Source organism: Streptomyces sp. NPDC014656 (genome assembly GCF_043084305.1).
Taxonomy (GTDB): Bacteria; Actinomycetota; Actinomycetes; order Streptomycetales; family Streptomycetaceae; genus Streptomyces.
Map to the genome: position 1 here is coordinate 491,744 of NZ_JBIBZN010000002.1, position 25,653 is coordinate 517,396.

The window sequence follows — 25,653 nt, forward strand, 5'->3', positions numbered from 1 at the left end:
TACACACCGTGTACAGTGGCGCCATGTCCATCGGTCACACCCTTCTCGGCCTCCTCGAAGCGGGCCCGCGCCACGGCTACGACCTCAAGCGCGCCTTCGACGAGCGGTTCGGCCACGACCGGCCGCTCCACTACGGCCAGGTCTACTCGACGATGTCCCGCCTCCTGAAGAACGGCCTCGTCGTCGTCGAGGGCGTCGAGCCCGGCGGCGGCCCCGAGCGCAAGCGGTACGCGATCACCGACGCCGGCGTCACCGACGTCGCCGACTGGCTCGCGACGCCCGAGAAGCCGGAGCCGTACCTCCAGTCGACGCTCTACACCAAGGTCGTCCTCGCCCTGATGACCGGCCGCGGGGCCGCCGAACTGCTCGACACCCAGCGCGCCGAGCACCTGCGCCTGATGCGCGAGCTCACCCGCCGCAAGAAGGACGGCGACCTCGCCGACCAGCTCATCTGCGACCACGCCCTCTTCCACCTGGAGGCCGACCTGCGCTGGCTGGAACTGACCGCCGCCCGGCTGGACCGGCTCGCCGAGGAGGTCCGCCGATGAACGCCGCCCCGCTCCTGGAGGCCACCGGCCTGTCCAAGGCGTACGGCCCCACCGCCGCGCTCTCCGGGGCGGACTTCGCCCTGCGCGCGGGCGAGGTCGTCGCCGTCATGGGCCCCTCCGGCTCCGGCAAGTCCACCCTGCTGCACTGCCTCGCCGGCATCGTCCGCCCCGACGCGGGCACCCTCGCCTACGACGGACGCGACCTCACCGCCCTCTCCGACACGGCCCGCAGCGCCCTGCGCCGCACCGACTTCGGCTTCGTCTTCCAGTTCGGCCAGCTCGTCCCCGAGCTGACCTGCGTGGAGAACGTCGCCCTGCCGCTCCGGCTGAACGGCGAGAAGCGCAAGGCCGCCGAGGCCCGCGCCGTCGAATGGCTCGCCCGCCTGGAGGTCGACGACACCGCCGCCAAGCGGCCCGGCGAGATATCCGGCGGCCAGGGCCAGCGGGTCGCCGTCGCCCGCGCCCTCGTCACCGCCCCGCGCGTGATCTTCGCCGACGAACCGACCGGCGCCCTCGACTCGCTCAACGGCGAACGCGTGATGCGGCTGCTCACCGACGCCTCCCGGGACACCGGCGCGGCCGTCGTCCTCGTCACCCACGAGGCCCGCGTCGCCGCCTGGTCCGACCGCGAGGTCGTCGTCCGCGACGGCTCGGTCCGCTCCACGGAGTGGGCCGCGTGAACCCGCGCGTCTGGGTCCGCGACCTCGCGCTCGGCGCCCGCTTCGCCGCCACCGGAGGCCGCTCCGGGATGCTGCGCACCCTGTTCACCGCCGCCGGCGTCGGCTTCGGCGTGGCCCTGCTCCTGCTCGCCTCCTCGCTGCCGAACATGCTCTTCCAGCGCGAGGTCAGGGAGTCCGCCCGGGCCCCCGACGCCAGCCACAAGCTGATCGAGGAGCCCGGCCCCGGGACCTTCCTCCACTACACCCAGCACAGCTCCTACCGGGGCGACGGCCTCAGCGGGCTGCTGCTCAAGCCGGAGGGACCCGAGGCCGCCGTGCCGCCCGGCACCGACGGCGTGCCCGCCGAGGGCGAGATGCTGGTCTCCCCCGCCCTCGGCCGGCTCCTCGGCTCCCCCGAGGGCGCCCTCCTCAAGGAGCGGCTGCCGTACGGGATCGCGGGGACGATCGGCGAGGCCGGGCTGATCGGCCCGAACGAACTGCGGTACGTCGCCCACGTCCCGTTCCTCACCACCGACAACTACGACGGGCGCGGGTTGCGCTACGGCTGGTCGGTGCCCGAGGAGCCGATGAACGCCTTCCTGCTCCTCCTCGTCGTCATCGCCTACGTGGTGCTGCTGCTGCCGGTGCTCGTCTTCATCGCCACCGCCGCCCGCTTCGGCGGCGAGCAGCGCGACCGCCGGCTCGCCGCGCTCCGGCTCGTCGGCGCGGACAACGCCACCACCCGGCGGGTCGCGGCGGGCGAATCGCTCGCGGGCGCCCTGCTCGGCCTGGTCGTCGGCGCCGGACTCTTCCTGGTCGCCCGGCAGTTCGCCGGAGCCGTCGAGATCTGGGACGTCAACGCCTTCCCGTCCGACGTCGTCCCGCACACCCCGCTCGCGTTGCTCGTCCTCGCCGTGGTGCCGGTCGCCTCGGTGGTGGTCACCCTCCTCGCCCTGCGCGGGGTGGCGATCGAGCCGCTGGGCGTGGTGCGGACCTCCACCCCGCGCCGCCGCCGGCTGTGGTGGCGGCTGCTGATCCTCGCCGCCGGGGCCGCGCTGCTCGTCCCGACGGTCGGCGGCATCCAGGCCGAGGACACCGGCATCGACACCGTCACCATCGGTGCGGGCACCGTCCTCGTGCTGATCGGCCTGACCGGCCTGCTGCCGTGGCTGGTCGAGGCGGCGGTGAAGCGGCTGCGCGGCGGCCCGGTCTCCTGGCAGCTCGCCGTGCGCCGGCTCCAGCTGTCCAGCGGCACCGCGGCCCGCGCGGTCAGCGGGATCGTGGTCGCGGCGGCCGGGGCGATCGCGCTCCAGATGCTCTTCCAGGCGATGGAGCGGGACTTCACCTCCGCGACCGGCGCGGACACCACCCGGGCCCAGCTCATGACCTCGCTGGACGCCCGGGACGGCGACGAGGCCCGCCGGACCATCGACCGGCTCACCGCCGTCGACGGGGTCACCGGCGCGATCGGCACGATCGACGCGCACGTCTACCGGCCCGGCCCGCTGGAGCCGGGCGAGGAATTCGCCCCGATCACCCCGCTGGCCGTCGGCGACTGCTCCTCGCTGCGCGAGTACGCCGTCCTGCCCTCCTGCGCGGACGGGGACGTCTTCCTGGTGATGCCGCCGAAGGGCGCCACCGACGCCCCGGCCCCCGAGTGGATCCGGAAGACCGCCCGCCCGGACGCCCAGGTCTCGCTCCGCGATCCCGGCGAGCACCGGGGGACCCCGCCGCTGTGGCGGGTCCCCGCCGGCGCCCGCACCGTGACCGCCCGCCCCGACCCGGCCGGGATGCACCGCTTCGGCCTGTTCGCCACCCCGAAGGCGATCGACGCGGCCCGCCTCCTCGACCCGCGCGCCCAGGTGATGGTCCGGCTCGACCCGGACCGGCCCGACGCCCCCGAGCTGGTACGGAACGCGGCCCTGGAGATCGACCCGACCGCCACGGTCCAGGGGCTGAGCGACACCGAGCAGAGCTCCAGGTTCCTCAGCGTCCGCACCGGCATCCTCGTCGGCTCCACCCTGACGATGCTGCTGGTGGCGGCCTCGCTGCTGGTCGCGACCCTGGAACAGCTGCGGGACCGCAAGCGGCTGCTCTCCTCGCTGGTCGCCTTCGGCACCCGCCGCACCACCCTGGTCTGTTCGGTGCTGTGGCAGACGGCGGTGCCGATCGCCCTCGGCCTGGTCCTCGCGGTGGCGGGCGGCCTCGGCCTCGGCTCGGTCCTGCTGGCGATGACCGGCCAGCCGGCCCGGGACTGGTGGGTCTTCCTGCCGGTCGCCGGCGTCGGCGCCGCGCTGATCGCGGCGGTGACGCTGCTGAGCCTGCCGCTGCTGTGGCGGCTGATGCGCGCGGACGGCCTGCGCACGGAGTGACCCTCCGGGCGGATGTACGAGGAGGGGCGCGGCCTCCTGGCACCGGGGGGTGTCAGGAGGCCGCGCCCCCGTGCGTGCGGAGGGCCGGGGGGCTCACGCGCCCGCGCCCAGCACCCGTACCGGCAGTGCCTCCAGCTCCTCGCGCAGGGCCCCGGCCAGCTCCTCGAACTCGGACTGGCGGGCCGCGCCGGCCCGCATCGCGAGGGCGACCCGGCGGGAGGGGGCCGGGGCGGTGAAGGAGCCCGTGCACAGGGCGGTGTTGCGGGCGGTCTCGACGGAGACGGCGGTCCGGGGCAGCAGCGTCACGCCGAGCCCGCCGGCGACCAGCTGGACCAGGGTCGACAGACCGGCCGCCGTGGTGGTGACCTCGGCACCGTCCTCACGCCCGGCCTCGCGGCAGATGTCGAGGGCCTGGTCCCGCAGGCAGTGCCCCTCGTCGAGCAGCAGCAGCCGCAGCTCCCTGAGGGCCTCGCGCGGGATGTCGTCCCGCCCGGCCAGCGGGTGCCCCCGCCCCGTGACGAGCACGAAGTCCTCGTCGAAGAGCGGCAGTTCGGTGACGCTGGGCACGCCGAGCGGGACGGCGAGGAGCAGCAGGTCGAGGCGCCCGGCCGCCAGGCCCTCCAGGAGGGAGGAGGTCTGCTCCTCGTGGACCTGGAGGTCGAGCTCGGGGTAGCGGCGGTGGGTCAGCCGCAGCACGGCCGGCAGCAGATAGGGCGCGACGGTCGGGATGACGCCCAGCCGGAGCGCCCCGGTGAAGGGGGCGCGCGCGCCCTCGGCCTCGTCCATCAGCTCGGCGACCGCGTCGAGGACGGCCCGCGCCCGGACCGCGAGCCGCTCCCCCGCGGGGGAGAGCAGCACCTTGCGGGTGGTCCGCTCCAGGAGCTGGACGCCGAGTGCCTCCTCGAGAGCCGAGACCGCGCCCGAGAGCGCGGGCTGACTCATGCCGATGGCCGCCGCCGCGTCACGGAAGTGCAGGTGCTCGGCGACCGCCGCGAAGGCCCGGAGCTGGGAGAGGCTGGGCTGCTTGGGGCGCTGGGGGGCATAGGGGGATACCACTGGTCACTCTTTCGTCCGGGCAGACCCGACGATAGCGGGCCCTCCTCGCCGATGGCCGACCGCACGCCGGGCAGCACCTCGTACGGCGACGGCGCGACCCGAGGCAGGTCCACCGCATCGAGGTTCCGCCCACCGGCGATCTGTGGATCGGGACGGCAGTGTGCGCACCGCCCCTCCGGAAACGGTCGACCGCCGTTTCCGGATCTGCCACGACCTGCCATGGGCACGGCGCACGGCTCTCGCCACCCGTGCGATCGACACCCGGCTGACGAACCCTCCCCTCATTGATAAGCCCGTCCGATGAAACAGTGAATATTGATCAATTTCTCTTGAAGCGTCCGACATGCGAACGTGGGGTCCGTCCAACCCCTCATGGAAGCCCCCAAAAGGGATCCTTCCGTCTCGCAAGGAGAGCGCGTGCTCACTGTCGGTGACCAGTTCCCCACCTACGACCTGACCGCCTGCGTGTCGCTGGAGAGCGGCAAGGAGTTCGAGCAGATCGACCACAAGTCCTACGAGGGCAAGTGGCGCGTGGTGTTCTTCTGGCCGAAGGACTTCACCTTCGTCTGCCCGACCGAGATCGCCGCGTTCGGCAAGCTGAACGACGAGTTCGCCGACCGCGACGCCCAGATCCTCGGCGTCTCGGGCGACTCGGAGTTCGTCCACCACGCCTGGCGCAAGGACCACGCCGACCTGCGCGACCTGCCCTTCCCGATGCTCGCCGACTCGAAGCACGAGCTCATGCGCGACTGCGGCGTCGAGGGCGAGGACGGCTTCGCCCAGCGCGCCGTCTTCATCGTGGACCCGAACAACGAGATCCAGTTCACCATGGTGACCGCCGGCTCCGTCGGCCGTAACCCCAAGGAGGTCCTGCGGGTCCTCGACGCCCTGCAGACCGACGAGCTCTGCCCCTGCAACTGGAACAAGGGCGAGTCCACCCTGGACGCCGGTGCGCTCCTGGCCGGTGAGTGAGCATGGCCCTCGATGAGCTGAAGGCCGCCGTACCGGACTTCGCCAAGGACCTGAAGCTGAACCTCGGCTCGGTCATCGGCAACAGCGAGCTGCCGCAGCAGCAGCTCTGGGGCACCGTCCTCGCCTGCGCGATCGCCTCGCGCTCGCCGAAGGTGCTGAAGGAGCTGGAGCCCGAGGCCCAGGCGAACCTGAAGCCCGAGGCGTACCAGGCCGCCAAGTCCGCCGCCGCCGTCATGGCGATGAACAACGTCTTCTACCGGACCCGGCACCTGCTGTCGGACCCCGAGTACGGGACGATGCGGGCCGGCCTGCGGATGAACGTCATCGGCAACCCGGGCGTCGAGAAGGTCGACTTCGAGCTCTGGTCGCTGGCCGTCTCCGCGATCAACGGCTGCGGCCAGTGCCTGGACTCGCACGAGCAGGTCCTGCGCAAGGCCGGCGTCGACCGCGAGACGATCCAGGAGGCGTTCAAGATCGCCGCGGTGATCCAGGCGGTCGCCGTCACCCTGGACGCGGAGGCCGTCCTCGCCGAGTAGCGGGACGGAACCGTACGTACGGGAAGGGCCCCGGAGCCGAGTGCTCCGGGGCCCTTCCCGTGCCCGCGCTACTTCTTGAGCGCGGCCATGAGGGCGAGGGCGTCCTGCGCCATCGGCACGTCGATCCCGGACAGGTCGCGCGGCGGGCCCGACCCGATCGGCTCGCCGCGGTCGTCGAAGTTCTGCTCGCGGTAGAGCTCGATCCGGAGCTCCATGCGGCCGTCGAGGATCCACATGCTGCCGCCGTCCTCGCCGCGGTCGTCGAAGAACGCCTTCCGGCCGACGCCCTCGACCGCGTTCAGCAGCCCGTACTGCTCGGCCCTGGCCGCGAACTCGGGCTCGGGGTCGATGACCTTGTGCAGGGTGTACGTCAGACCGACGCCCTGGCCCGACTCGACCGGGCCGAACATCGCCGAGCACGAGGACTCGCTCACCGCCGGCGTGTCCATGAAGGGGCCCGTGCTGTTCTCGGACCGCGCGCCGAGCACCGCGCCGAGCGCCTTCAGCTCCGCCCGCTCGCAGAGCGCCTCCACCGGCTTGTACCCGCCGAGGTCCGGCCCCGGCTCCTCCCGCAGCCCGTACGCGTACAGCCCGCCGCCCCACACCACCGAGGCGGCCAGCGCGCCGACCAGCGCCCACAGCCAGGGCGGCCGGGCCCGGCGCGGACGCGGCTCCCGCTCCTCGGTCAGCACCTCGGTGACCTCGAAGGGGGCGCCGCCCTCCAGCTCGGGCTCGGAGATCACGCCCGCTCCTTCCGCTCCGGCGAGCCGGGCGCCGGGGTCGGGGCCACCCCGAAGGCGGTCGCGCCGCGCGGCTCGGGCGTGCTGAGCAGCGCCGGTTCGTGGCTCCACGCCTTGAGGTAGCCGACGACGGTGTTGGCGACCGCGACGAGCGGGACGGCGACGACGGCGCCGCCGATGCCGGCGGTCAGCCCGCCGGCGGCGACCGCGAGGACCACGGCCAGCGGGTGGACGCGGACGGCCCGGCCGAGGATGAACGGCTGGAGGACGTGGCCCTCGATCTGCTGCACGGCGAGGACCACCAGGAGCACGGCCAGCGCGGTGCCCAGGCCGTTGGTGACGAGGGCGACCAGCACGGCGAGGGCGCCGGAGATGACGGCGCCGACGAGCGGGATGAAGGCGAAGAGGAAGATGAAGACGGCGAGCGGGACCGCCATCGGCACTTCCAGGAAGTAGAGGCCGAGGCCGATGAAGACCGCGTCGATCAGGGCGACCAGGACGGTGCCGCGCACATAGGCGGTGAGGGTGCGCCAGGCGCGCGGACCGGCGCCGGCAACCCCGGGCCGGGCCTGCGCCGGGACGAGCTTGAGCGTCCACTCCCAGACCCGCTTCCCGTCGTGGAGCAGGAAGAGGGTGGAGAACATCGCGAGCAGTATGCCGGTCATGGTCTCGACGATCACGGTCACGCCCTGGAGCCCGGCGGAGGTGATCTGCTCGGCGTTGGCGCCGATGGTGTCGCTGAGGTTCTTGGCGATGTCGTTGATCTGGCGCTCGGTCACGTGGAAGGGGCTGTCGAGGAGCCAGCGCTTGAGCTCCTCGATGCCGTCCTTGACCCGGTCGGTGAGGTTGTCGATGTTGTCCATCACCTGCCAGACCACGAACCAGCCGACCAGCCCCATGACGACGAAGCCGGAGATGGCGGTGAGGGCGGTGGCGAGCCCGCGCGGCACGCCCTTGGTCCGCAGCCAGGCCACCGTCGGCTGGAGCAGGGCGGTGACCAGGAGCGCGGCGACGAAGGCGAGGACGACGAGCTGGACGGAGCTGATGACCCGCATCAGCACCCAGACCGTGCCGGCGAGGACGAGCAGCCGCCAGCCGGCCTCGCCCGCGACGCGCAGGCCCCACGGGATGGCGGAGACCGGGTCCGGGCGGGCGGGGACGGCGGGGGCGTAGGCCGGCGGGGCGGGCACGGTACGGCCTTCGGCGACGGCGGTCCCGACGGCGGCACCGGAGGGCTCCGCGGCGGCGCCGGTCTCGGGGGCACCGGAAGGTTTCTCCGCAGGCTCCACAGGCTCCGCGGTCTCCGGACCGGGCGTCAGCGGCGGCCTCCCGTACGACGGTCCGTCCGGTCCGCCCCGCTCGGCCTCGGCTCGCCGGGCGTCCAGCTCCGTCCCGATGCGGCTGATGCCCTCGCCGACCCGGCTCAGCCATCGTGGCAGTCTCGACATCTCGTCCCTCTTCCCCCCGTACGGTCCCTGGCAACCTACACGCAGGAAGCCCCGCACCGTAGGACGGTGCGGGGCTTCCCGGGGTTGAGCGCGCGCCGGTCTAGTACCAGCGGTGGGCCTGCCAGAACGACCAGGCGCCGCAGGGGCTGCCGTAGCGGTCGTTCATGTAGTTGAGGCCCCACTTGATCTGGGTGGCGGGGTTGGTCTGCCAGTCGGCGCCGGCCGAGGCCATCTTGCTGCCCGGCAGCGCCTGGACGAGGCCGTAGGCGCCGGAGGACGGGTTCTGCGCCCGGTAGTTCCAGGTGGACTCGTGGTCCACGATGTTGCTGAAGCACTGGAACTGCGAGGCCGGGATCATCTGGCGGGCGATCGCCTTGACCTCGGAGACGGAGTACGAGCCCTGGGCGGAGAAGCTCGACGCGTCGCGGACGGCGTCGCGGCTGGCGCGCTCGGCCTTCTCGCGGGCCTCCCGCTCCTCGCGCTCCTTCTTCTCCTGCTCGGCCTTCTCGTCGGCGGCCTTCTTCTTGGCCTCCGCGTCCTCGGCCGCCTTGAGGCGGGCGGCCTCCTCGGCGCTCTTGCGCACGGTGGCGTCCGCGGCGGCGGCCTGGACGTCGGCCTGCTCGGCGAGGGAGGCGACCTGTACCTGGGCCTGCGCGCCCGCGGGGATGTCCGCGAGCAGCGTGCTGTCGGCCGCGGCGGCCTCGAAGTTGTCGTCAGAGGTGGCCTGGGCGGCGTTGCCCGTGGCAACTCCGACGACGGCGCCGACGGTGGTGACCGCGGTGGCAGACGCCACCGCGAATCCCCGGACCGAGATCCGGCTCACACGGTTTCCTTCCAGCATCGCCCACAGCGGTGACCACGCGGGCGAAATCGTGCCCCTCGCGCTGGTCTTCGTCGTACCGGGTCACAGAAGACACGGGCCCGTGGTGCTGTGGGCGGCATACGGCGACGGTTGTGGAGTTGTGTGGTGCTGGTGCGCGCCTTCGACGGGTCGAGGGTGCACGGGTGCCGTATGCGGGGCCTGACGGAAGCAAGACTTTGCCTGACGTGGACGCCGCAAGGCAATTCTGTGTTGCGTGTGAAAGCTCACACCCCGTTGGGCGCAGGTGTTTTGACGGATGTTGCGGACATGGGGGCGCCGCCCGGCTAAGCTCCTGCGCTTCGCCGGACGGCGCCAACTCCCGTACGGGAGCCAATGGGTACGAATCGGACACCTGCTCCTTACAGGTGGCCGTCCTCCAGCATCTCGGTCACGAGGGCCGCGATCTGGGACCGCTCGGAGCGGGTCAGGGTGACGTGGGCGAAGAGCGGATGACCCTTCAGCTTCTCGACCACGGCGACGACTCCGTCGTACCGCCCCACCCGGAGGTTGTCCCGCTGGGCGACGTCATGGGTGAGGACCACCCGCGAATTCGCCCCGATACGAGACAGAACGGTCAACAGGACGTTCCGCTCCAGGGACTGGGCCTCGTCGACGATGACGAAGGCGTCGTGGAGCGAGCGGCCCCGGATGTGGGTGAGCGGAAGGACCTCCAGCATCCCCCGGGACAGCACCTCCTCGATCACCTCGCGGCCCGCGACCGAGGAGAGCGTGTCGAAGACCGCCTGCGCCCAGGGGCTCATCTTCTCCGACTCGCTGCCCGGCAGATAGCCGAGGTCCTGGCCGCCGACCGCGTACAGCGGGCGGAAGACCATCACCTTCTGGTGCTGCCGGCGCTCCAGGACCGCCTCCAGGCCCGCGCAGAGCGCGAGCGCGGACTTGCCGGTGCCGGCCCGGCCGCCCATCGAGATGATCCCGACCTCCGGGTCGAGGAGCAGGTCGAGCGCGATCCGCTGCTCGGCGCTGCGGCCCCTGATCCCGAACGCCTCCCGGTCGCCGCGGACCAGCCGCACGTTCCCGTCGGCGCCGACCCGGCCGAGCGCCTTGCCGCGCTCGGACTGGAGCACCAGGCCGGTGTGCACGGGCAGCTCGGCCGCCTCCGGCACGTACAGCCGCTCCTGGTCGTAGAGGAGGTCGACCTGCTCGGCCGACAGGCCCAGCTCGGACATCCCGGTCCACCCGTTGGCGTCCGTGATGGCGAGCTCGGCGCGGTACTCCTCGGCGAGCAGGCCCACCGAGGACGCCTTGATCCGCAGCGGCAGGTCCTTGGAGACCACCGTGACGTCGTACCCCTCCGCCTGGAGGTTGCGCGCGACGGCGAGGATCCGGGAGTCGTTGTCCCCCAGCCGGTAGCCGGCCGGCAGGATGCCGGGGTCGGAGTGGTTGAGCTCGACCCTCAGCGTGCCGCCGAGCTCCCCGACGGGGAGGGGGGCGTCCAGGCGTCCGTACCGGACCCGGAAGTCGTCCAGCAGGCGCAGCGCCTGGCGGGCGAAGTACCCGAGCTCGGGGTGGTGCCTCTTCGCCTCCAGCTCGGTCACCACGACGATGGGGAGCACGACCTCGTGCTCCTCGAAGCGGGACATCGCCTTGGGGTCGGCGAGCAGGACGCTGGTGTCGAGAACATAGGTGCGCCGGTCGGACAGGCGGCGCTTCGTGCTGGTCACCACGGAAGGACAGACCCCCTCTGAAGACCCGAATGAGGCCGGGGTGCGACGGTGGAACCCTTGTCGCGGCGGAATGGGACCGGGATCGGACCGTCCTGCACGGGCCGAACACCGGCCCTCCGCTTCTCCCGTACGTGTCCCGCACGGTCGTCCTGGCGCAAGGGGCCTCCCGGGTGGCGGTCTCCGTGCCGCTCACTTCACCAGGCTTATTCCCTCGAACGCTCTCCGCCATGCCAGGGCGGACGACGGCGTGTTGGTGAACGTGCGGTGACTCCCCAGGGGGCCGGGGGGTGAGGGTGGTTCAGGAGCCGTAGCGCCGGTGCCGGGCGGCGTAGTCGCGCAGCGCCCGCAGGAAGTCGACCTTGCGGAAGGCCGGCCAGTGGACCTCGCAGAAGTAGTACTCGGAGTGCGCGCTCTGCCACAGCATGAAACCGGACAGCCGCTGCTCGCCGCTGGTGCGGATCACCAGGTCCGGGTCGGGCTGCCCGCGCGTGTACAGGTGCTCCGAGATGAGGTCGATGGAGACGGTCTCGGCCAGCTCCTCGAAGCTGGTGCCGCGCTCCGCGTGGTCCAGGAGCAGCGAGCGGACCGCGTCCGCGATCTCCTGCCGGCCGCCGTAGCCGACGGCGACGTTGACCAGTATCCCGGCGTTGCCGCGGGTGGCCTCCTCGGCCTCCTTGAGGACCGTCTGGGTCCGGGCCGGCAGCAGGTCCATGGTGCCGACGTGGTGCACCCGCCAGCGGCCGTCGGAGGCGAGCGCCTTCACCGCGTCCTCGATGATCCCGAGCAGCGGCACGAGCTGCTCCTCGGGACGGTTCAGGTTGTCCGTGGAGAGCATCCAGAGCGTGACGACCTCGACGTCGGTCTCGGCGCACCAGCCGAGCAGCTCCCGGATCTTGTCCGCGCCCGCCTTGTGTCCCTGCTCCGGGGTCCCGCCGGACGCCTTGGCCCAGCGCCGGTTGCCGTCGAGGATGACCCCGATGTGCTTGGGCACCTGATCGTGGTCGAGACGGCCTTCCACCCGGCGTGCGTAGAGCCCGTACACCAGGTCGCGCAGGTTCACTGTTCTTTACCCCTCCATGGGCGGGCGGTTCGCAAGCCGCCACACTACTGCGGCCGGATGAAGGGACCCAGCCCGGGCGTGTCACAACTGCCTACGGCTGTGTCACAAGTCCGTGATAAGCAGAGATACGTGACTGATTCCCCCCTCTACCGCGCCGCCGCGGAGCGCTACGACTCCATGGAGTACCGCCGCTCGGGCCGCAGCGGGCTCAAGCTCCCCGCCGTCTCCCTCGGCCTCTGGCACAACTTCGGCGACGACCGCACGCTGGACTCCCAGCGGGCGATCCTGCGCCGCGCCTTCGACCTCGGCGTCACCCACTTCGACCTGGCGAACAACTACGGGCCGCCGCCCGGCTCGGCCGAGCTGAACTTCGGCAAGATCTTCGCCCAGGACTTCGCGCCCCACCGCGACGAGCTGATCGTCTCGACCAAGGCCGGTTACGAGATGCACCCCGGCCCGTACGGCGAGTGGGGCTCCCGCAAGTACCTGCTGTCCTCGCTCGACGCCTCCCTGAACCGGATGGGCCTCGACTACGTCGACATCTTCTACTCGCACCGCTTCGACCCGGAGACCCCGCTGGAGGAGACCATGGGGGCGCTCGCCTCCGCGGTCCGGCAGGGCAAGGCGCTGTACGTCGGCGTCTCCTCCTACAACGCCGAGCAGACCGCCGAGGCCGCCCGGCTGCTGAAGGAGATGGGCGTCCCGGCCCTCATCCACCAGCCCTCGTACTCGATGATCAACCGCTGGATCGAGGACGACGGCCTGCTGGACGCCCTGGAGACGGCCGGCATGGGCTGCATCTCCTTCGTGCCGCTGGCCCAGGGCCTGCTCACCAACAAGTACCTGAAGGGCGTCCCGGAGGGCTCGCGGGCCACCCAGGGCAAGTCCCTCGACCCGAACCTGCTCTCCGACGAGGTGCTGCGGCGGCTGCGCGGCCTCGCGGACATCGCGGAGCGGCGCGGGCAGTCGCTGGCCCAGCTGGCGCTGAAGTGGGTGCTGCGGGACCCGCGGATGACCTCGGCCCTGATCGGCGCGTCGAGCGTCGGGCAGCTGGAGGAGAACGTGGCGGCGCTGGCCTCCGCCCCGCTCACGGACGCCGAGCTGAAGGAGATCGACACCTTCGCCGTCGACACCGAGGGCACCAACATCTGGGCCGGCCGGGGCTGACGTCCGGAACGGACGGAAAGAAAACGGGCCGGTCCGTGGGGGGGATACGGACCGGCCCGAGGGGGGGGTTCCACCATAACCCTTCGATAGTCGGGCTGCGCGCCACGTGCGCCGGACGGAGCGGCCGGATTTCCCCGGATCCCAGGCGGCACAAGGGCTCCGGGCCCATGTGGCGGTTTTGTGCCCCGGCGTGGCGGCGGACTTCCGTCCCTCCGAAGGGGGAACGCGGGGACCCTCACGCGCGTTGACGCCCGGCAGGTCACCGGGGGTCCGGTGGCGCTCCGCGACGGGGCGGTGGCCCTGCGGAGGCGCCGCCGGGGCGGGCCGCTCAGGGCAGGGCGGTGAAGGCGCCGAGGGCGAGGCCCAGGAGGGCGCCGCCGAGCATGAAGGGCCCGAAGGGGATCGCGGAGGAGCGGCCCGCGCGGCCGAGGAGGACGCGCCCGAAGCCGTATCCCGCGCCGAGCAGGAAGCCCAGGAAGGCGCCGGTGAACAGGACGCCCCAGCCGTACCAGCCGAGCGCGGCGCCCAGCGGCAGGGCCAGCTTCACGTCGCCGAAGCCCAGCCCCTGCGGGCTGACCAGGTGCAGCGCCAGATAGCCGCCGCCCAGGGCGAGGGCCCCGAGCAGGGCGTGCGACCAGGACCCGGCGTCGTGCGGCAGGAGCTCGGCGGCCCCGAGCAGCAGCGGTACGGCGAGCGCGAGGGGCAGGGTCAGCCCGTCGGGCAGCCGCTGCACCCGCACGTCGACGCAGGCCAGCAGCACCCCGAAGGGCGCGGCCAGCAGCCACACCGCGAGCTCGGGCCGGGGGCCGCCGGTGGCGGCGGCCAGCAGCGCGCAGACCGCCGCCGTCAGCAGCGGCACGGCGTACGGCGCCCGGGTCGTCGCGCACCCGGCCCGCCCCGGCCCGCCGAGCCAGCCGCGCGCCGGCCCGGCGAGCCGGTGCCCCGCCGGGCAGAGCGCGCGCCACGGCTCCTCGGGCTCCACGGACAGCCGGTACGCCGCCCGGGGCACGAGCAGCCCGACGGCGGCACCCCACAGGGCGGCGAGGACGATCAGCGACGGGTACACGAGGTGACCCTAGGGCTAAGGTCGGGCGCATGGGGCGGAGTTGGCGGGACGGGCCGGGTGCCCTCGCGGTGCCGGACGGGGCGGTGGTCCCGGTGGAGGTCGCGGCCTCGTACCGGGCGCGGCGGCGCGGGCTGCTGGGGCGGGACGGGATCGCGGGGGCGATGCTGCTGACCCCGGCGAACAGCGTCCACACCCTCGGGATGCGCTTCCCGATCGACGTGGCCTATCTGGACCGGCGGCTGCGGGTGCTCGCCGTGGTCACCATGCGCCCGGGCCGGCTCGGGCTGCCGCGCCTGCGCGCCCGGCACGTCCTGGAGGCGGAGGCGGGCGCGATGGCGGGGTGGGGGGTGCGGGCGGGAGCGGTGGTCGCGCTCACGGAGGGCCCGGTCCCAGGAGGGTGAGGGCGCCGTAGACCGCCGAGGCCAGGGCCAGGGTGGCGAGGACCGCGGCGGCGGTGGCGGTGCGGAGCCGGGCGAGGGCGGCGGCGGGCGGCAGGAGCAGCCCGAACGCGGGCATCATCAGGCGCGGCCGGGACCCGAAGTAGGCGGCGCCGACCAGCGACACGACGACCACCCCGACCGTGTGGACCAGCAGCGGCAGCGGCTGGCGCTGCCGGACGCACAGCACGACCAGCCAGGCCAGGAGCGCGAGGGCCGTACACAGGCCGAGCGCCGCGGGCCGGGGCAGGGAGGCGATGAAGCGGGCGAGGGCGACGCCGCCGTCGATGGAGTTGCCCCACGCCGCCTGGACCTCGAAGTAGGCGGTGGCGCTCGACTCGCGGACGCCGGTGTACACGACGTGTCCGAGCCAGCCGAGCGGCGCGAGCAGCACCCCGGCGACCGTCCGCCGGGGCAGCCGGCGGTCCCGGACCAGGGTGACGAGGGCGGTGACCCCGAGGGCGGCGATCAGCGCGGCGGCGGTGGGCCGGGTGAGCCCGGCCAGCGCGCACAGCAGCCCCGCGAGGATCCAGCGGTCGCGCAGCACCGCGTACAGCGACCAGGCGGCGAGCGCGGTGAACAGCGTCTCCGTGTACGCCATCGACTGCACGAACGCCGTCGGGTACGCGCCCCACAGCACGGCCAGCAGGACGCCCGCGCGCGCCGACACCACGTGCTCGCCGCACCGGAAGATCCCCCAGGCGGCGGCGAGCGAGGCGGTCCAGGAGACCAGCAGCCCGGCACCGGCCGCGTCGAGCGGCAGGACGGCGGACAGCACCCGCTCCAGGGCGGGGAGCAGCGGGAAGAACGCCAGGTCGGAGTGGACGTCGCCGTTCGGGAGCGTGACCCGGTACCCGTACCCGTGCTCGGCGATCCGCGCGTACCAGACCGAGTCCCAGCGCCCGCCCAGCCGGTGGAAGCCGTCCTTGCCGGTCGCGGCGGCGGCGACGGCGAGGGCGGCGAGCCCGAGGAGCCGGGTGGCGGCGTAGCCGCCGAGGGCGAGGAGGAGCGGGGAACGGCTGGTCGGCGGGGACATGCGCTCGATTATCCCGAGGCGGTCCGCCGCCCTCCCCGGCCGGCTACGAGAGGAGGCGGGCGACCACGACGGCGGCCACCAGGACCAGCAGCGCGAGGACGGCGAGCCGCAGGGCGCGGCGCGGGGAGCGGACCGTGACGACGCGGGGCGCGGGGCGCTTGGGGACCACGATGTACACCCGGTGGGGGTGGTGGTCGTGCGTGACGCGGGCGAGCGACAGGTACCGCACGCTGACGCGGCGGGCGACCTCCCCGTCACGGACGCCGAGCCGGGGGGCGAGGAAGGCGGCGAGGTCGTCGTGGGGTGCGGCGGGGGTGGGTGCGGCGGTGGGTCCGGCGGTGGTGCCGTGGTCGGGCCCGTGGTCGGACCCTGCGGTGGTGCCGTGGCAGGGCCCGGCAGCGGACCCGGCGGTGGTGCCGTGGTCGGTCCCGTCCGCCGGGAAGGTCTTCTCGCCGCTGCGGCCGGTGTGGTCGAAGAGGTCGACGCGGTCGACGCGGTCCCAGGCGTCGTACTCGTTCGTCCAGCCGAAGGCCCGGGCGGGCAGGCCGGAGGTCTCCTGGACGGTGTCCACGACGGGCTTCCGGGCGATGACCCCCTCGATCCACTCCACGTACCGGCCGGTTCCCGCGCAGAAGTCGTGCTTCGCCGTGCCGCCGCCCCCGCAGTCGGGGCAGTGCCGGGAGCCGGTCCCGCCGCACACCGCGCACTTCTTCTGGCCGGCGCCCCGGCACTTCGCGCACGCCGCGTCCTCGGCCCCGCACTTCCGGCAGCGGACCCGTGCCGACGTCTCCCCCTGCGGCCGGTCGGCCGCCTCGCGGGCGCGCTTGCCGGTGCCCTCGCAGGCGAGGCAGCACAGCCGCCCCTCGCACCCCCCGCACGGCACGTGGGTCCGGCACTTCACGTCCCCGGCGCCGTGGCAGCGCGCGCAGGGCTTCCGGCCGTTGGTACAGGTGGAGCAGGCGTGGGCGGCCACCGAACCGCGCCGCACCAGCCGCAGGGTCGAGCGGGCCGCCCCCGGGTCGGCGGGGGCGGGTATCGGATACCGGTCGAGGTCGTCGTACTCGGGCACGTCCGACAGGTCGCGGGTGCCCGCGTGGAAACCGGCCCCCTCCGTGCGGGTCTCCACGCAGCGGACGATCTCGCCGCGGACGAGGAGGTGCCGGGTGATGTGGGCGCCCGCCGCGGGGAAGGCCGCGTCGTCCGCCCCGGCGGCCCCGAGACCGCGCCGCACCGCCGCCAGGATGTCGTCGTCGCTCAGCACGCCTCGGCCTCCAGGGGACCCTCGATGGACCCCCGGAAGCTACCCAACCGGAGCCGGACGAAGCCCCGTTCGCGGCGAACGCCTGCCCGCCCCGGGCTCTGCTCGGCCGCGGGCTCGGCCCGGCCGCGCGGTCAGCCCCCGGGCCTCATCCGCTCGAACTTCGCGGCCATGACGGGCCCGAGCTGCCGGACGATGGCGTGGCCCGGCTCGTGCGGGGACGGCAGGTCTCCGAGGAAGGAGGTCACGATCACCTCGTCGACGGCGGTGTCGCCCCGGCTGCTCCGCTCCTCCAGGAAGGCGAGGGTGCGGCGCCAGTCGGGCTCCGCCTCCCCGGCGAGGAAGGAGCGGACGGTCCCCTGGACGACATCCCAGAAGAAGACGTGCGGCAGGACCCCGCCCTGCCGGAAGACGTGGCTCTCGTACGCGCCGCGGAAGGCCGGGACGTGGACGAGGAGGTCATGGACGAGCTGCACGCCGGGCGTGCCGGCGATCTGAGGACTGGTGTGCGGCATCGGCGGCCCTGCCCCGGAGCGTTGTGGTGTTTCGGTTAAGAATGCTCCTCCCCCGGGGATTCGTCCCGACACTTTTGCGCATTCCTGGGGACAACTTTCTCCGGGTTTTCCACAGGGGGTGCGAAGTGTCGCTCTTCCGTGGAACCTTGCGCGTATGTACGAGTTGGCGATCCTCGCCAGGGGCGGGGTGCTCCTCACGGTCTGGGCGCTCGCGGCGGGCTGGCCGCCGGGCCGGCTCGCCGCGCGCCTGCGGCGGGACGGCTGGCAGCGGATCTGCCGGGGCGCCTGGGCGGTGCCGGGAAAGGAGACGGACTGGCGGGTCCGGGAGACCGCCCTCCAACTGCTGCGCCCGCAGCGCGTCTGCCGTCACGGCACGGCGGCGCGACTGCACCGGATCGAGGTCCTGACGGTGACGGGGACAGGGACGGAGGCAGGCGCGGGCGCGGGCACGGGGGCTGGGGCAGGGGCTGGGGTTGGGGCGGAGCCGGGTACGAGGGCGGCTCCGGGCTCGCGCGCCTCCCTCCTCCCGGAGGACGTCTGCCTGCGCCGGGGCCTGCGGGTGACGACGGCCGCGCGGACGGCCGCGGACCTGATACGGGCGTGCGGGAGCCGGGAGGAGGCGGTGGTGACGGCGGACTCGGCGCTGTCCCGCCGCGTGGTGGAGGGCGTACGCAGGGACCCGCCGGTCCGGTACGAGGAGCTGGCCGCGCAGCTCTCGGTCCGGCGGCCCGGCGCACCGCGCGCCCGCGCCTGGCTCCGGCTCGCGGACCCGGCGGCGGGCTCGCCGGCGGAGACGGTGGCCCGGTTGCGGATGGCCGACGCGTCCCTCTTCCCCGAGTCGCAACCCCCGCTGCGGACGCCCGGCGGCCGCTCCCTCCGCCCGGACTTCCTCTTCCGGGCGGCGGGCCTCGCGGTGGAGGTCGAGGGCTACGCGTACCACGGCACGCCCCGCGCCCACGAACGGGACGTCGCCCGCTTCAACGCCCTCCAGTCCTGCCCGGAGGTCCGCCGGGTGCTGCGCTTCACCGCCCGGGAGGTCTTCGCCCGCCCGGACCGGATGACGGCGACGGTCCGGTCGGCCCTGGGGGAACTCGGCGCAGCCACGTGAGGGACCGCCGACGCCGACCGGCGGCAGCCGTCCTCAGAACACGTCCGGCATGCGGTTCAGGATGCGGAACGGGAGGGAGAACCAGCGGCCGCCCTGGGAGAGGTGGCGGGTGTAGACGCCCTGGAGGAGCAGGGCCAGGGAGAGGTCGAGGGCGTCGGCGTGGCCTTCCGTGCGGACGGCGAGGGTCAGGGGGCGGTACCAGTCGTCGCGGGTGACGCGCACGACGAGGCCCGGCCGCAGGAGTTCGTGGACGCGTTTGTCCGGCCCCTGGCGGTAGCGGTACGCACGCTCGCCGAGGCGGACGCGCAGGGCGCGCTGGTCGCGGGTGAGCCCGCTGCGGAAGCGGCTGACGGCGCCGGTGTGCGGCCCGACCTGGAGGCGCGCGCGGGAGGGCAGCGGAGCGTGCCCGTACTTGATGCCGCTGAAGACGCCCGCCGGTATGCGCTCCCCGACCACCGAGAACTGCGCGAACGCGTCGCTCCGACCCGGCGCCGGCCCGTACCGCAGCTCCACGCCGCCGAGTCCGGGCACGGACCCGGTCCAGGACGGGGCGGGGGTGAGCAGCCGGCCCCCGCCCCCGGGGTCGGTGTGGTGGAGGGTGAAGTCCGCTGATCCGTAGGAGGTGTTCATGGCCGATCAGTATCCACAAGGCGCTCCGGGCAAGGCCCCCGCCGCCGGGCGCGCCTTCCGTGAACCGGCGTGACGGAGGGCCTGCCGGTTCGGCACCACGGGGGCCCCGGGGGCCGTTCGGGCCGGGGGGGGCCGACGGGGCGACCCGACCGGGCCCGCCCCGGCTACGCCCGCCGCTCAGGGCGCGGCGGGCGGCGGCGCGGTGCGGGGGAAGGACACCTCCACCCGGCGGTTCTTCTTGCGCCCCTCCTCGGTGCGGTTGTCGGCGATCGGGTAGTCCTCGCTGTACCCGCGGATCTCGTACGAGGTCCCCGGGTCCAGCTCCCGCGCCAGCACCTGCTGCACGGCGACGGCCCGCTCCTTGGAGAGCTTCAGCCCGTGCTCGTACGTCCCCAGGTTGTCGGTGAACCCGAACACCCGCACCTTCCCCGACCCCTGCGTCCGCACCTCGCCCGCGATGGCCCGGATCCGCGCGGCGGCGGCGGGGCTGAGTTTGGCGCTGTTCTTCGGGAACAGCACCTCGGCCTGCAGCGCGAACGTCACGTCCACGTTCGTGTCCTCCCGCCGCTGCTCGCCCCCCTCCTCCTCCACGATCTGCTTGATGTCCAGCACCTTCGCGGGCGCGAGCGTCGCCCCGTCCGGAAGCATCAGCTCGGGCGAGTTGGCGTCGATGACGGGCGGCGGGGAGGAACTGCTGCTCCCCGGCGGATCGTCCGCGTAAGCCGTGACGGACGCCCCCGTCCACACCACGGCCACCACGACCGCCACGGCGGCCATCCTGCGTCGTCGTCCTGTCGTCGTCGTCATGGCGCCGCCTCAGGAGAGCTTGAGCGTGGCAGGTTCGAACGTGGGCAGTTGGAACGAGACCTCGGTGGTGGAGGCGGGGGGTGCGGGGAATTGCATGAAGACGGCGGTGGATTTACCGGGGCCGAGGCTGTCGAGATTCGTGGTGGTGAGGGGACGGCCGTCGGTGTCCCTGAGAACGTAGTACCGCTTCTTGCCTACGGAGTCCACGAGGGTGGCGCCGCCGAGGGAAGTTCCGTGCTTGACCACTTCGGTCTCGTTGCCACTCGTCTGCGGCGGGATGGCAATCACCGCGCTAGAAGCGTTACTCAGTCTTCCCTTGATGGTCACGAATCCACCCGTGTCCCGCTCGACGGAGTTGATCGCGAGCTCAAGCCCCTTCTGCCCCTTCACGACCGACAGGGTCTCTGTCGGACCCTCAGCACTCCCCTCCGACTGGCTCGGTGTGGGTTGCTGGGTCGGCTGTGTCGCCGTCGTCGGCTTGTCAGCTGCCTTGGGTTCGGCATCGGCGCCACAGCCTGCAACGGTCAAAGAGGCCGCCACCGCGAAGGCGATGAACCCCCCTCTCACGTACGAGACATTCATGAAGAGCTCTTCCTTTACTCGTCGTCACCGGTCAGTCGAACACGGAAGAGGTCACCCGCGTCGGGAAGGACGGGATCCTCCGGATCGATGTCCAGGGCCGATCCGTCACACACAAGGCCCCGGATCGGTTCGGGCTCCCCCTCCGGCTCTGCAGGAGGTGTCGGAGGCGGTTCGGGCTCCTCACTGGGCTTGGGGGCGTCGAACGAGCAGCGCGGCTCGATCACTGCTGCCGCCGTAGCCACGGCCTGCTGGTTCTCCGTGCCCGGAACTATGGACTGGCCCACCGTGTCCGTGCTGCGCACTGTCACCTTGAAGCTGAGACCAGCGGGCGAGCAGCCTTTGACCTCGGCGTCGTTGCGGGCGGCGAAGGTATCCGCCGCCTGGCACACCAGCAATGGGTCGTAATCGTCACCATCGACGTACCGTTGCCACTGAGCGGAATCGTCGATCACTCCGAGCCAGCCCTCCCGCAGCTGCTCCCTTGCGTCGTGAGCGGCAGCGAGAACTGCGGCGTCAGCTGCGGTCTGCGCTCCGTTCCGCACAACGCCTGCCCGCCCCACGACGAAGTAGACGAAACCGAGCAACAGAAGCCCTGCAATGACCGCTACGTAGGCCGGGAACGCCTGCCCAGCGTCGGCTACTCTCCGCCGCCGCCCGTGATTTCGGCAATCTTCTGACTGATGGCGCCCTTGATCGACTGCCCGAGATCCGTGCCCGTGATCGCGACCACGATCGCCACCACCACCACGATGATCCCCAGATACTCCACCGCCGTCTGCCCCCGGTCTCCCCGGGACGTCAGGTGGAGTCGGGTTCTGGTCAGGGCCTTCAGCATCGCGTCGTACATCGTGCTCCCCTCCGAGGTCTGACGCTCGCGCAGTCGCACGGTACGCCCGGGGGGCCTGTGGTGGACAGGGGAGCCGGGGTGGTTCGTCAGCTCCGGTCGCGGGCGGGACCATGCACTCCGGAAGGGTATGGCCTGGGGCGGGGGTTCCGTGGGGAGTTGGGGGAAGTTTCATACGTCGTCGCACCGTCTCACTCCCCCGCGATCGAGCCCAGGTCCGTCCCCGTTCCGAGGAACAGGCCCGCGCCGAGGAGGATCATGGTGGCCGGGACCATCAGGGTCGTGATGACCATCGTGGCCTTGGGGACCGCCTTCGCGGCCTTGCGGCGGGCGTTCTGGGCGTCCGTGCGGCGCATGTCCTCGGCGATCTGGATGAGCGTGTCGACGATGGGCGCGCCCAGCTCCTCGCCCTGCTGGAGCGCCGTCACGAACTGGGCGACCTGTTCGGAGTCGTTGCGGCGGCGGAGTTCGTCGAAGGCCTGCCGGCGGGTGACGCCCATGTCCATCTGGCGCAGGGTGATGCGGAGTTCGTCGGACCAGGGGCCGGAGTACTTGTCCGCGACCCGCTCCAGGGCCTGGCGGAAGCCGAGGCCCGCGGAGACGACGACGGCGAGGACGTCGAGGAAGTCGGGGAGGGTGCGTTCGATCTGGTCCTTGCGGATGCGGACCGCGGACCAGATGCCGACCTCGGTCCAGAAGGCGCCGAAGGCGAAGAGGAGGGCGGCGGTGACGTAGGAGCCCTTCGTGAGCATCAGCAGGCCGCCGAGGCCGCCGAGGAAGCCGTAGACGGCCCGCCGCGCCCCGTACCGGTCGATCGTCAGGCCGCCGGGGTTGCCGGCCAGGTCGATGCGGCGGCGGACCGCGCCGACCCGCTTGGGTCCCATCCAGCGCAGCACCGCGGGGGACCAGCGCATGCCGAGGCGGTCCACGGCGGAGTCGACCGCGCCGGTGCGGGTCGCGCCGACCTCCAGGGCGAGGCGGAGGTCGTCGGGGAGGCGGGCGTCGGCCCGGTACAGGCGGAGCCCGTACGCGAAGCCGGCGACGGAGAGGCCCGCGAGGAGGGCGAGGGCGAGTTCCGGCATGTCGTCCGTCATCTGCGGCACCGTCCCTACACGTCGATCTTCGAGAAGCGGCGGATGACGGCGAAGCCCAGGACGTACAGCGCGCACGCCACGACCACCGCGCCCTGGCCGAGCGGGGAGCCGGTCATCCGGTCGAGGGCCCCGGGCTGCATGTTGTCGATGAGGAGGAGCGAGCCGAAGCCGATCACGGGGACCGCGTACGCCGTCATGCTCACCTGGGAGAGCTGGGTGCGGACCTCGCGCCGGGTCTCCTTGCGCTGCTCCAGCGTCTCGGTGAGGTTGCGGAGCGAGGAGACGACCGTGCCGCCGGCCCGGTTGGCGAGGACCAGGGTGGTGACCAGGACGACCAGTTCGCGGGAGGGGAGGCGTTCCGCGAGTTCGGCCAGCGCGTCGTCCAGGGGGGTGCCGACGGCCAGCTGCTGGGCGACCTTCTCCAGTTCGTCGCCCGCGGGGGCTTCCATCTCGTCCGCCGCCAGGCTGATCGCCATGCGCAGGGCCAGGCCCGCCTGGGTGGCGTTGGCCAGGATGCGGGAGAGTTCGGGGAGTTGGTTGATGAACTTCTCGATGCGCTTCTGGCGCTGCCAGTTGAGGTAGCCGAGCGCCACCCAGACCCCGAGCAGGCCGCAGATCGGGCCGAAGAACGGGGAGAGGGCCGCCTGGCCGACGATCCAGAGGACGGTCACCGACACCGCGAGGGCGACCGTGAACTCGCCGGGCGTCACGTCGAGTCCGGTCGCCGCGATCCGCCGCTCCAGGTTGCGGCCGAAGGCCGTGCGCCGGACCCGGCGGTCCAGGGCCGGGAAGCGGCGCGGGCGGCGGCCGGTGGCCTCGGGCGCGGCCGTGTCGTCGAGGCGGGCGACGAGCGCGGCGTGGCGCCTGGCGCCGCTCGCGTACACCTGGACGCCGGTGACGCCGAGGACGCAGGCGAGCAGCGCCGCGCCGGCCGTCAGCCAGAAGGGGTCGGTCATCGGGCGCTCCTACCTCGCTTCTCGGGTGGCGAGTTCGGTGTCGTCCGCGGCGACGCCGAAGGCCGGCGGTACGGGCTGGCCGGTCATGTAGAGGCGTTCGGCGACGCGGCGCGGGAGCGGGTGGTGGACGTAGCGGCCGTGGACGCGTCCGTCGGCGGAGAGCGGTTCGGCCTGGAAGTGGCAGACGGTGGCGAGGAGGAGGCGTTCGCGACCGTGCGAGGCGAGGATCGCGATCTCGGTGACGCGGCGGGTGCCGTCGGGGTGGCGGGTGAGCTGGACGAGGACGTCGACGGCGCTGTTGATCTGGTCGCGCAGGGCCTCGAAGGGGACCTTGACCTCGGACATGGAGGCGAGGGTCTGGAGGCGCATCAGGGCGTCCTCGGCCGAGTTGGCGTGGACGGTGGCGAGGGAGCCGTCGTGGCCGGTGGACATGGCCTGGAGCATGTCGAGGGTCTCGCCGCCGCGGACCTCGCCGACGATGATCCGGTCGGGGCGCATCCGGAGGGAGTTGCGGACGAGGTCGCGGATGGTGACCTGGCCGCGGCCCTCGATGTTGGGCGGGCGCGCTTCGAGGCGGATGACGTGGGACTGCTGGAGCTGGAGCTCGGCGGAGTCCTCGATGGTGATGATCCGCTCGCCTTCGGGGACGAGGCCGGAGAGGGCGTTGAGGAGGGTCGTCTTGCCGGTGCCGGTGGCGCCGGAGACGATGATGTTGAACTTCGCCTGGACCAGGCCGGACAGGAGCAGCAGCATCTGCTCGTCGAGGGAGCCGAGGCCGATCATCTCGTGGAGGGTGTAGGCGCGGGGGAAGCGGCGGATGGTGAGCGTGGCGCCGGTGAGGGCGAGCGGCGGGATGATCACGTTGACGCGTTCGCCGGAGGGGAGGCGGGCGTCGACCATCGGGTTCGACTCGTCCACGCGGCGGTTGACGGTGGAGACGATCCGCTCGATGGTCTGCATCAGCTGGTCGTGGGAGGCGAAGCGGAGCGGGAGGAGCTCCACGCGGCCGCCGCGCTCGATGTAGATCTGGTCGGGGCCGTTGACCATGATCTCGGTGATGGAGGCGTCTTCGAGGAGCGGTTCGAGGACGCCGAGGCCGAGGGCCTCGTCGACGACGCGGCGGATCAGCCGGCCGCGTTCGTCGGTGGAGAGGACCGGGCCCTCGCGGCTGATGATGTGGCCGAGGACGCGTTCGAGCCGGGCGCGGCGCTCGGCCGCCGCCAGCGCGGACATCTCGGTGAGGTCGATCTCCTCCAGGAGCTTGGCGCGGAAGGACGCGACCAGGTGGCCGTCCTCCCGGCCGCCGCCGGGCCCGAGGGCGCGCGGGTCGTCCCCGGTGTGGTGCATGCGGGCGCGCAGGCTCATGGGCCCTCCTCGGGCGATGCGGGCAGGGGCATGGTGGCGGACCTGGTGACCGGGTCGAAGGACCAGAAGGGGACGACCTTCGGGATGTCGACGGTGACGGTGGCGGTGTACTCGTCCCCGCTCGGGCCGCCTCCGACGCGGGTCGTGATCCACCCGGACACGGCGGCCGCTGCCGCCGCCCCGGCGCTGGTCGTCTCGTCGTCGTCGCTCTCGGCCCGCGCCGCCGCCCGCGCCGCCGTCCCCGCCTGCTGCGCGGCGTACGAGGCGAGCCCGAGCTGGAGCCCGGCGAGCCCGACGAGCAGCAGGACGGGCAGGAAGCCGAGGTATTCGAGGGCGACCTGCCCGCGGTCCCCGTCCCCGTTCCGTCCCCCGCGCACGGAAGAAGATCGTGTACGACTCCGAGGGGCGTCGTCCCGCGGGCCCGTGCCGCCCGGCCGGGCGAGGCCCCGCCCCACCCTCGTCCGCCTCATGGCCTCTCCCCCGTCCCCTCGTACACCTCGTACACCGCGCCCGCCGTCGCCTTCGCGGGCACGAAACCCGCCGTGCCGGGGAAGAGGAGGGGGATCTGGACGATGGCCTCGGCCGTGACCATGCCGCCGGAGGGCGTGCCGCAGGTGGCCGTGCCCTCCCAGGCCCCGTCGAGATGGCGCTCGCCCGCCGCCGAGCCGTCCCCGCCGACCGCGCAGGCCCGTACCGCCTCGTCCGCCGCGTTGGCGGCGAGGGTGTACGCGTACCCCACCAGCACCACCTGCCACAGCAGCGCCATGGTCAGCAGGATCAGGGGCACCATGCCGGCGAACTCCACCGCCACCTGGCCCCCGTCTCCCCTCCCCCGCTGCCGGCGCATGGC

Annotated in this window: 28 protein-coding genes and 1 pseudogene; 8 read left to right on the top strand and 21 right to left on the bottom strand. The window is 73.0% G+C overall.

The window, feature by feature from the left end; translation table 11 throughout:
- Window positions 1-23 precede the first annotated feature (23 nt).
- The 3 genes from ACF1ED_RS06030 to ACF1ED_RS06040 are packed head-to-tail and all read left to right on the top strand — an operon-like array spanning window position 24 to window position 3,579.
- Window positions 24-548, top strand: coding sequence for a PadR family transcriptional regulator (locus ACF1ED_RS06030; protein WP_391757166.1), 525 nt, complete (start codon window positions 24-26; stop codon window positions 546-548).
- Window positions 545-1,228, top strand: a complete 684-nt coding sequence (locus ACF1ED_RS06035; RefSeq protein ID WP_391757167.1) for an ABC transporter ATP-binding protein — start codon at window positions 545-547, stop codon at window positions 1,226-1,228. Before ACF1ED_RS06030 ends, ACF1ED_RS06035 begins: the two co-directional genes overlap by 4 nt.
- Window positions 1,216-3,579: an FtsX-like permease family protein gene (locus tag ACF1ED_RS06040; RefSeq protein ID WP_391757168.1), complete on the top strand. Its 2,364-nt coding sequence runs from the start codon at window positions 1,216-1,218 to the stop codon at window positions 3,577-3,579. Before ACF1ED_RS06035 ends, ACF1ED_RS06040 begins: the two co-directional genes overlap by 13 nt.
- A 93-nt stretch (window positions 3,580-3,672) precedes the next feature.
- Here the strand turns inward: ACF1ED_RS06040 and ACF1ED_RS06045 are convergent, their stop codons facing one another.
- A complete protein-coding gene (locus ACF1ED_RS06045) occupies window positions 3,673-4,635 on the bottom strand; it encodes a LysR substrate-binding domain-containing protein (RefSeq protein WP_391757169.1) in 963 nt (320 codons plus the stop codon).
- 417 nt (window positions 4,636-5,052) lie between these two features.
- Here ACF1ED_RS06045 and ACF1ED_RS06050 point away from each other — a divergent pair, with 417 nt between their 5' ends.
- Together ACF1ED_RS06050 and ACF1ED_RS06055 are read left to right on the top strand one after the other, a co-directional pair.
- Window positions 5,053-5,607: a peroxiredoxin gene (locus tag ACF1ED_RS06050; RefSeq protein WP_030747068.1), complete on the top strand. Its 555-nt coding sequence runs from the start codon at window positions 5,053-5,055 to the stop codon at window positions 5,605-5,607.
- Between the two features lie 2 nt (window positions 5,608-5,609).
- A complete protein-coding gene (locus ACF1ED_RS06055) occupies window positions 5,610-6,143 on the top strand; it encodes an alkyl hydroperoxide reductase (RefSeq protein WP_359525862.1) in 534 nt (177 codons plus the stop codon).
- Between the two features lie 68 nt (window positions 6,144-6,211).
- Here the strand turns inward: ACF1ED_RS06055 and ACF1ED_RS06060 are convergent, their stop codons facing one another.
- The 5 genes from ACF1ED_RS06060 to ACF1ED_RS06080 all read right to left on the bottom strand — a co-directional run bounded on the left by ACF1ED_RS06060 (window position 6,212) and on the right by ACF1ED_RS06080 (window position 11,938).
- On the bottom strand, window positions 6,212-6,886 hold the full coding sequence (locus tag ACF1ED_RS06060) for a hypothetical protein (protein ID WP_391757170.1): 675 nt from the start codon (window positions 6,884-6,886) through the stop codon (window positions 6,212-6,214).
- Window positions 6,883-8,331 (bottom strand): AI-2E family transporter, encoded by a 1,449-nt coding sequence (locus tag ACF1ED_RS06065; protein ID WP_391757171.1) that lies wholly within the window; start codon window positions 8,329-8,331, stop codon window positions 6,883-6,885. Before ACF1ED_RS06065 ends, ACF1ED_RS06060 begins: the two co-directional genes overlap by 4 nt.
- Window positions 8,332-8,431: 100 nt before the next feature.
- Window positions 8,432-9,154 carry a transglycosylase SLT domain-containing protein gene (locus ACF1ED_RS06070; protein WP_391757172.1) on the bottom strand — a complete coding sequence of 241 codons (723 nt, stop codon included), beginning with the start codon at window positions 9,152-9,154 and terminating at the stop codon, window positions 8,432-8,434.
- A 398-nt stretch (window positions 9,155-9,552) separates the two neighbouring features.
- Window positions 9,553-10,878, bottom strand: a complete 1,326-nt coding sequence (locus ACF1ED_RS06075; protein WP_391757173.1) for a PhoH family protein — start codon at window positions 10,876-10,878, stop codon at window positions 9,553-9,555.
- Between the two features lie 298 nt (window positions 10,879-11,176).
- Window positions 11,177-11,938 carry an isoprenyl transferase gene (locus ACF1ED_RS06080; protein ID WP_391757174.1) on the bottom strand — a complete coding sequence of 254 codons (762 nt, stop codon included), beginning with the start codon at window positions 11,936-11,938 and terminating at the stop codon, window positions 11,177-11,179.
- A gap of 129 nt (window positions 11,939-12,067) precedes the next feature.
- On the opposite strand from ACF1ED_RS06080, the gene mgrA reads away from it, so the two are divergent.
- Window positions 12,068-13,105 (top strand): L-glyceraldehyde 3-phosphate reductase, encoded by a 1,038-nt coding sequence (gene mgrA, locus ACF1ED_RS06085; protein WP_391757175.1) that lies wholly within the window; start codon window positions 12,068-12,070, stop codon window positions 13,103-13,105.
- Between the two features lie 328 nt (window positions 13,106-13,433).
- On the opposite strand, the gene ACF1ED_RS06090 is transcribed toward mgrA, so the two are convergent.
- Window positions 13,434-14,171 (bottom strand): prepilin peptidase, encoded by a 738-nt coding sequence (locus ACF1ED_RS06090; protein WP_391757176.1) that lies wholly within the window; start codon window positions 14,169-14,171, stop codon window positions 13,434-13,436.
- A gap of 29 nt (window positions 14,172-14,200) precedes the next feature.
- Here ACF1ED_RS06090 and ACF1ED_RS06095 point away from each other — a divergent pair, with 29 nt between their 5' ends.
- Window positions 14,201-14,572 (top strand): DUF192 domain-containing protein, encoded by a 372-nt coding sequence (locus tag ACF1ED_RS06095; protein WP_391757177.1) that lies wholly within the window; start codon window positions 14,201-14,203, stop codon window positions 14,570-14,572.
- On the opposite strand, the gene ACF1ED_RS06100 is transcribed toward ACF1ED_RS06095, so the two are convergent.
- The 3 genes from ACF1ED_RS06100 to ACF1ED_RS06110 form a co-directional block, all read right to left on the bottom strand.
- The gene (locus ACF1ED_RS06100) at window positions 14,544-15,644 is read right to left on the bottom strand and encodes a hypothetical protein (RefSeq protein WP_391757178.1); all 1,101 of its coding nucleotides are present in this window, start codon (window positions 15,642-15,644) and stop codon (window positions 14,544-14,546) included. The genes ACF1ED_RS06095 and ACF1ED_RS06100 overlap by 29 nt on opposite strands.
- Before the next feature lie 43 nt (window positions 15,645-15,687).
- Window positions 15,688-16,905, bottom strand: a complete 1,218-nt coding sequence (locus ACF1ED_RS06105) for a hypothetical protein (RefSeq protein WP_391757179.1) — start codon at window positions 16,903-16,905, stop codon at window positions 15,688-15,690.
- Between the two features lie 131 nt (window positions 16,906-17,036).
- A complete protein-coding gene (locus ACF1ED_RS06110; protein ID WP_391757180.1) occupies window positions 17,037-17,417 on the bottom strand; it encodes a hypothetical protein in 381 nt (126 codons plus the stop codon).
- A 154-nt stretch (window positions 17,418-17,571) separates the two neighbouring features.
- Here ACF1ED_RS06110 and ACF1ED_RS06115 point away from each other — a divergent pair, with 154 nt between their 5' ends.
- Window positions 17,572-18,525: a hypothetical protein gene (locus ACF1ED_RS06115; RefSeq protein WP_391757181.1), complete on the top strand. Its 954-nt coding sequence runs from the start codon at window positions 17,572-17,574 to the stop codon at window positions 18,523-18,525.
- A gap of 33 nt (window positions 18,526-18,558) precedes the next feature.
- Here ACF1ED_RS06115 and ACF1ED_RS06120 read toward each other — a convergent pair whose 3' ends face one another.
- The 11 genes and pseudogenes from ACF1ED_RS06120 to ACF1ED_RS06170 form a co-directional block, all read right to left on the bottom strand.
- On the bottom strand, window positions 18,559-19,155 hold the full coding sequence (locus tag ACF1ED_RS06120) for a hypothetical protein (protein ID WP_391757182.1): 597 nt from the start codon (window positions 19,153-19,155) through the stop codon (window positions 18,559-18,561).
- A 177-nt stretch (window positions 19,156-19,332) separates the two neighbouring features.
- The gene (locus ACF1ED_RS06125; RefSeq protein WP_391757183.1) at window positions 19,333-19,962 is read right to left on the bottom strand and encodes an OmpA family protein; all 630 of its coding nucleotides are present in this window, start codon (window positions 19,960-19,962) and stop codon (window positions 19,333-19,335) included.
- Window positions 19,963-19,971: 9 nt separating this feature from the next.
- Window positions 19,972-20,544: a hypothetical protein gene (locus ACF1ED_RS06130; RefSeq protein WP_391757184.1), complete on the bottom strand. Its 573-nt coding sequence runs from the start codon at window positions 20,542-20,544 to the stop codon at window positions 19,972-19,974.
- Window positions 20,545-20,558: 14 nt separating this feature from the next.
- Window positions 20,559-20,996, bottom strand: coding sequence for a hypothetical protein (locus ACF1ED_RS06135; protein ID WP_391757533.1), 438 nt, complete (start codon window positions 20,994-20,996; stop codon window positions 20,559-20,561).
- Window positions 20,997-21,047: 51 nt separating this feature from the next.
- Window positions 21,048-21,158, bottom strand: a pseudogene (locus ACF1ED_RS06140) (pilus assembly protein TadG-related protein); the annotation flags it as partial.
- A 23-nt stretch (window positions 21,159-21,181) separates the two neighbouring features.
- Window positions 21,182-21,391, bottom strand: coding sequence for a Flp family type IVb pilin (locus ACF1ED_RS06145; protein ID WP_391757185.1), 210 nt, complete (start codon window positions 21,389-21,391; stop codon window positions 21,182-21,184).
- Window positions 21,392-21,579: 188 nt separating this feature from the next.
- Window positions 21,580-22,482, bottom strand: a complete 903-nt coding sequence (locus ACF1ED_RS06150) for a DUF5936 domain-containing protein (protein WP_391757186.1) — start codon at window positions 22,480-22,482, stop codon at window positions 21,580-21,582.
- Between the two features lie 14 nt (window positions 22,483-22,496).
- Window positions 22,497-23,438, bottom strand: coding sequence for a type II secretion system F family protein (locus ACF1ED_RS06155; RefSeq protein WP_391757187.1), 942 nt, complete (start codon window positions 23,436-23,438; stop codon window positions 22,497-22,499).
- 9 nt (window positions 23,439-23,447) lie between these two features.
- On the bottom strand, window positions 23,448-24,803 hold the full coding sequence (locus ACF1ED_RS06160; RefSeq protein WP_391757188.1) for a CpaF family protein: 1,356 nt from the start codon (window positions 24,801-24,803) through the stop codon (window positions 23,448-23,450).
- Window positions 24,800-25,180 (bottom strand): TadE/TadG family type IV pilus assembly protein, encoded by a 381-nt coding sequence (locus ACF1ED_RS06165; protein WP_391757189.1) that lies wholly within the window; start codon window positions 25,178-25,180, stop codon window positions 24,800-24,802. Before ACF1ED_RS06165 ends, ACF1ED_RS06160 begins: the two co-directional genes overlap by 4 nt.
- Before the next feature lie 89 nt (window positions 25,181-25,269).
- On the bottom strand, window positions 25,270-25,650 hold the full coding sequence (locus tag ACF1ED_RS06170) for a TadE family protein (protein WP_391757190.1): 381 nt from the start codon (window positions 25,648-25,650) through the stop codon (window positions 25,270-25,272).
- Between the last annotated feature and the right edge of the window lie 3 nt (window positions 25,651-25,653).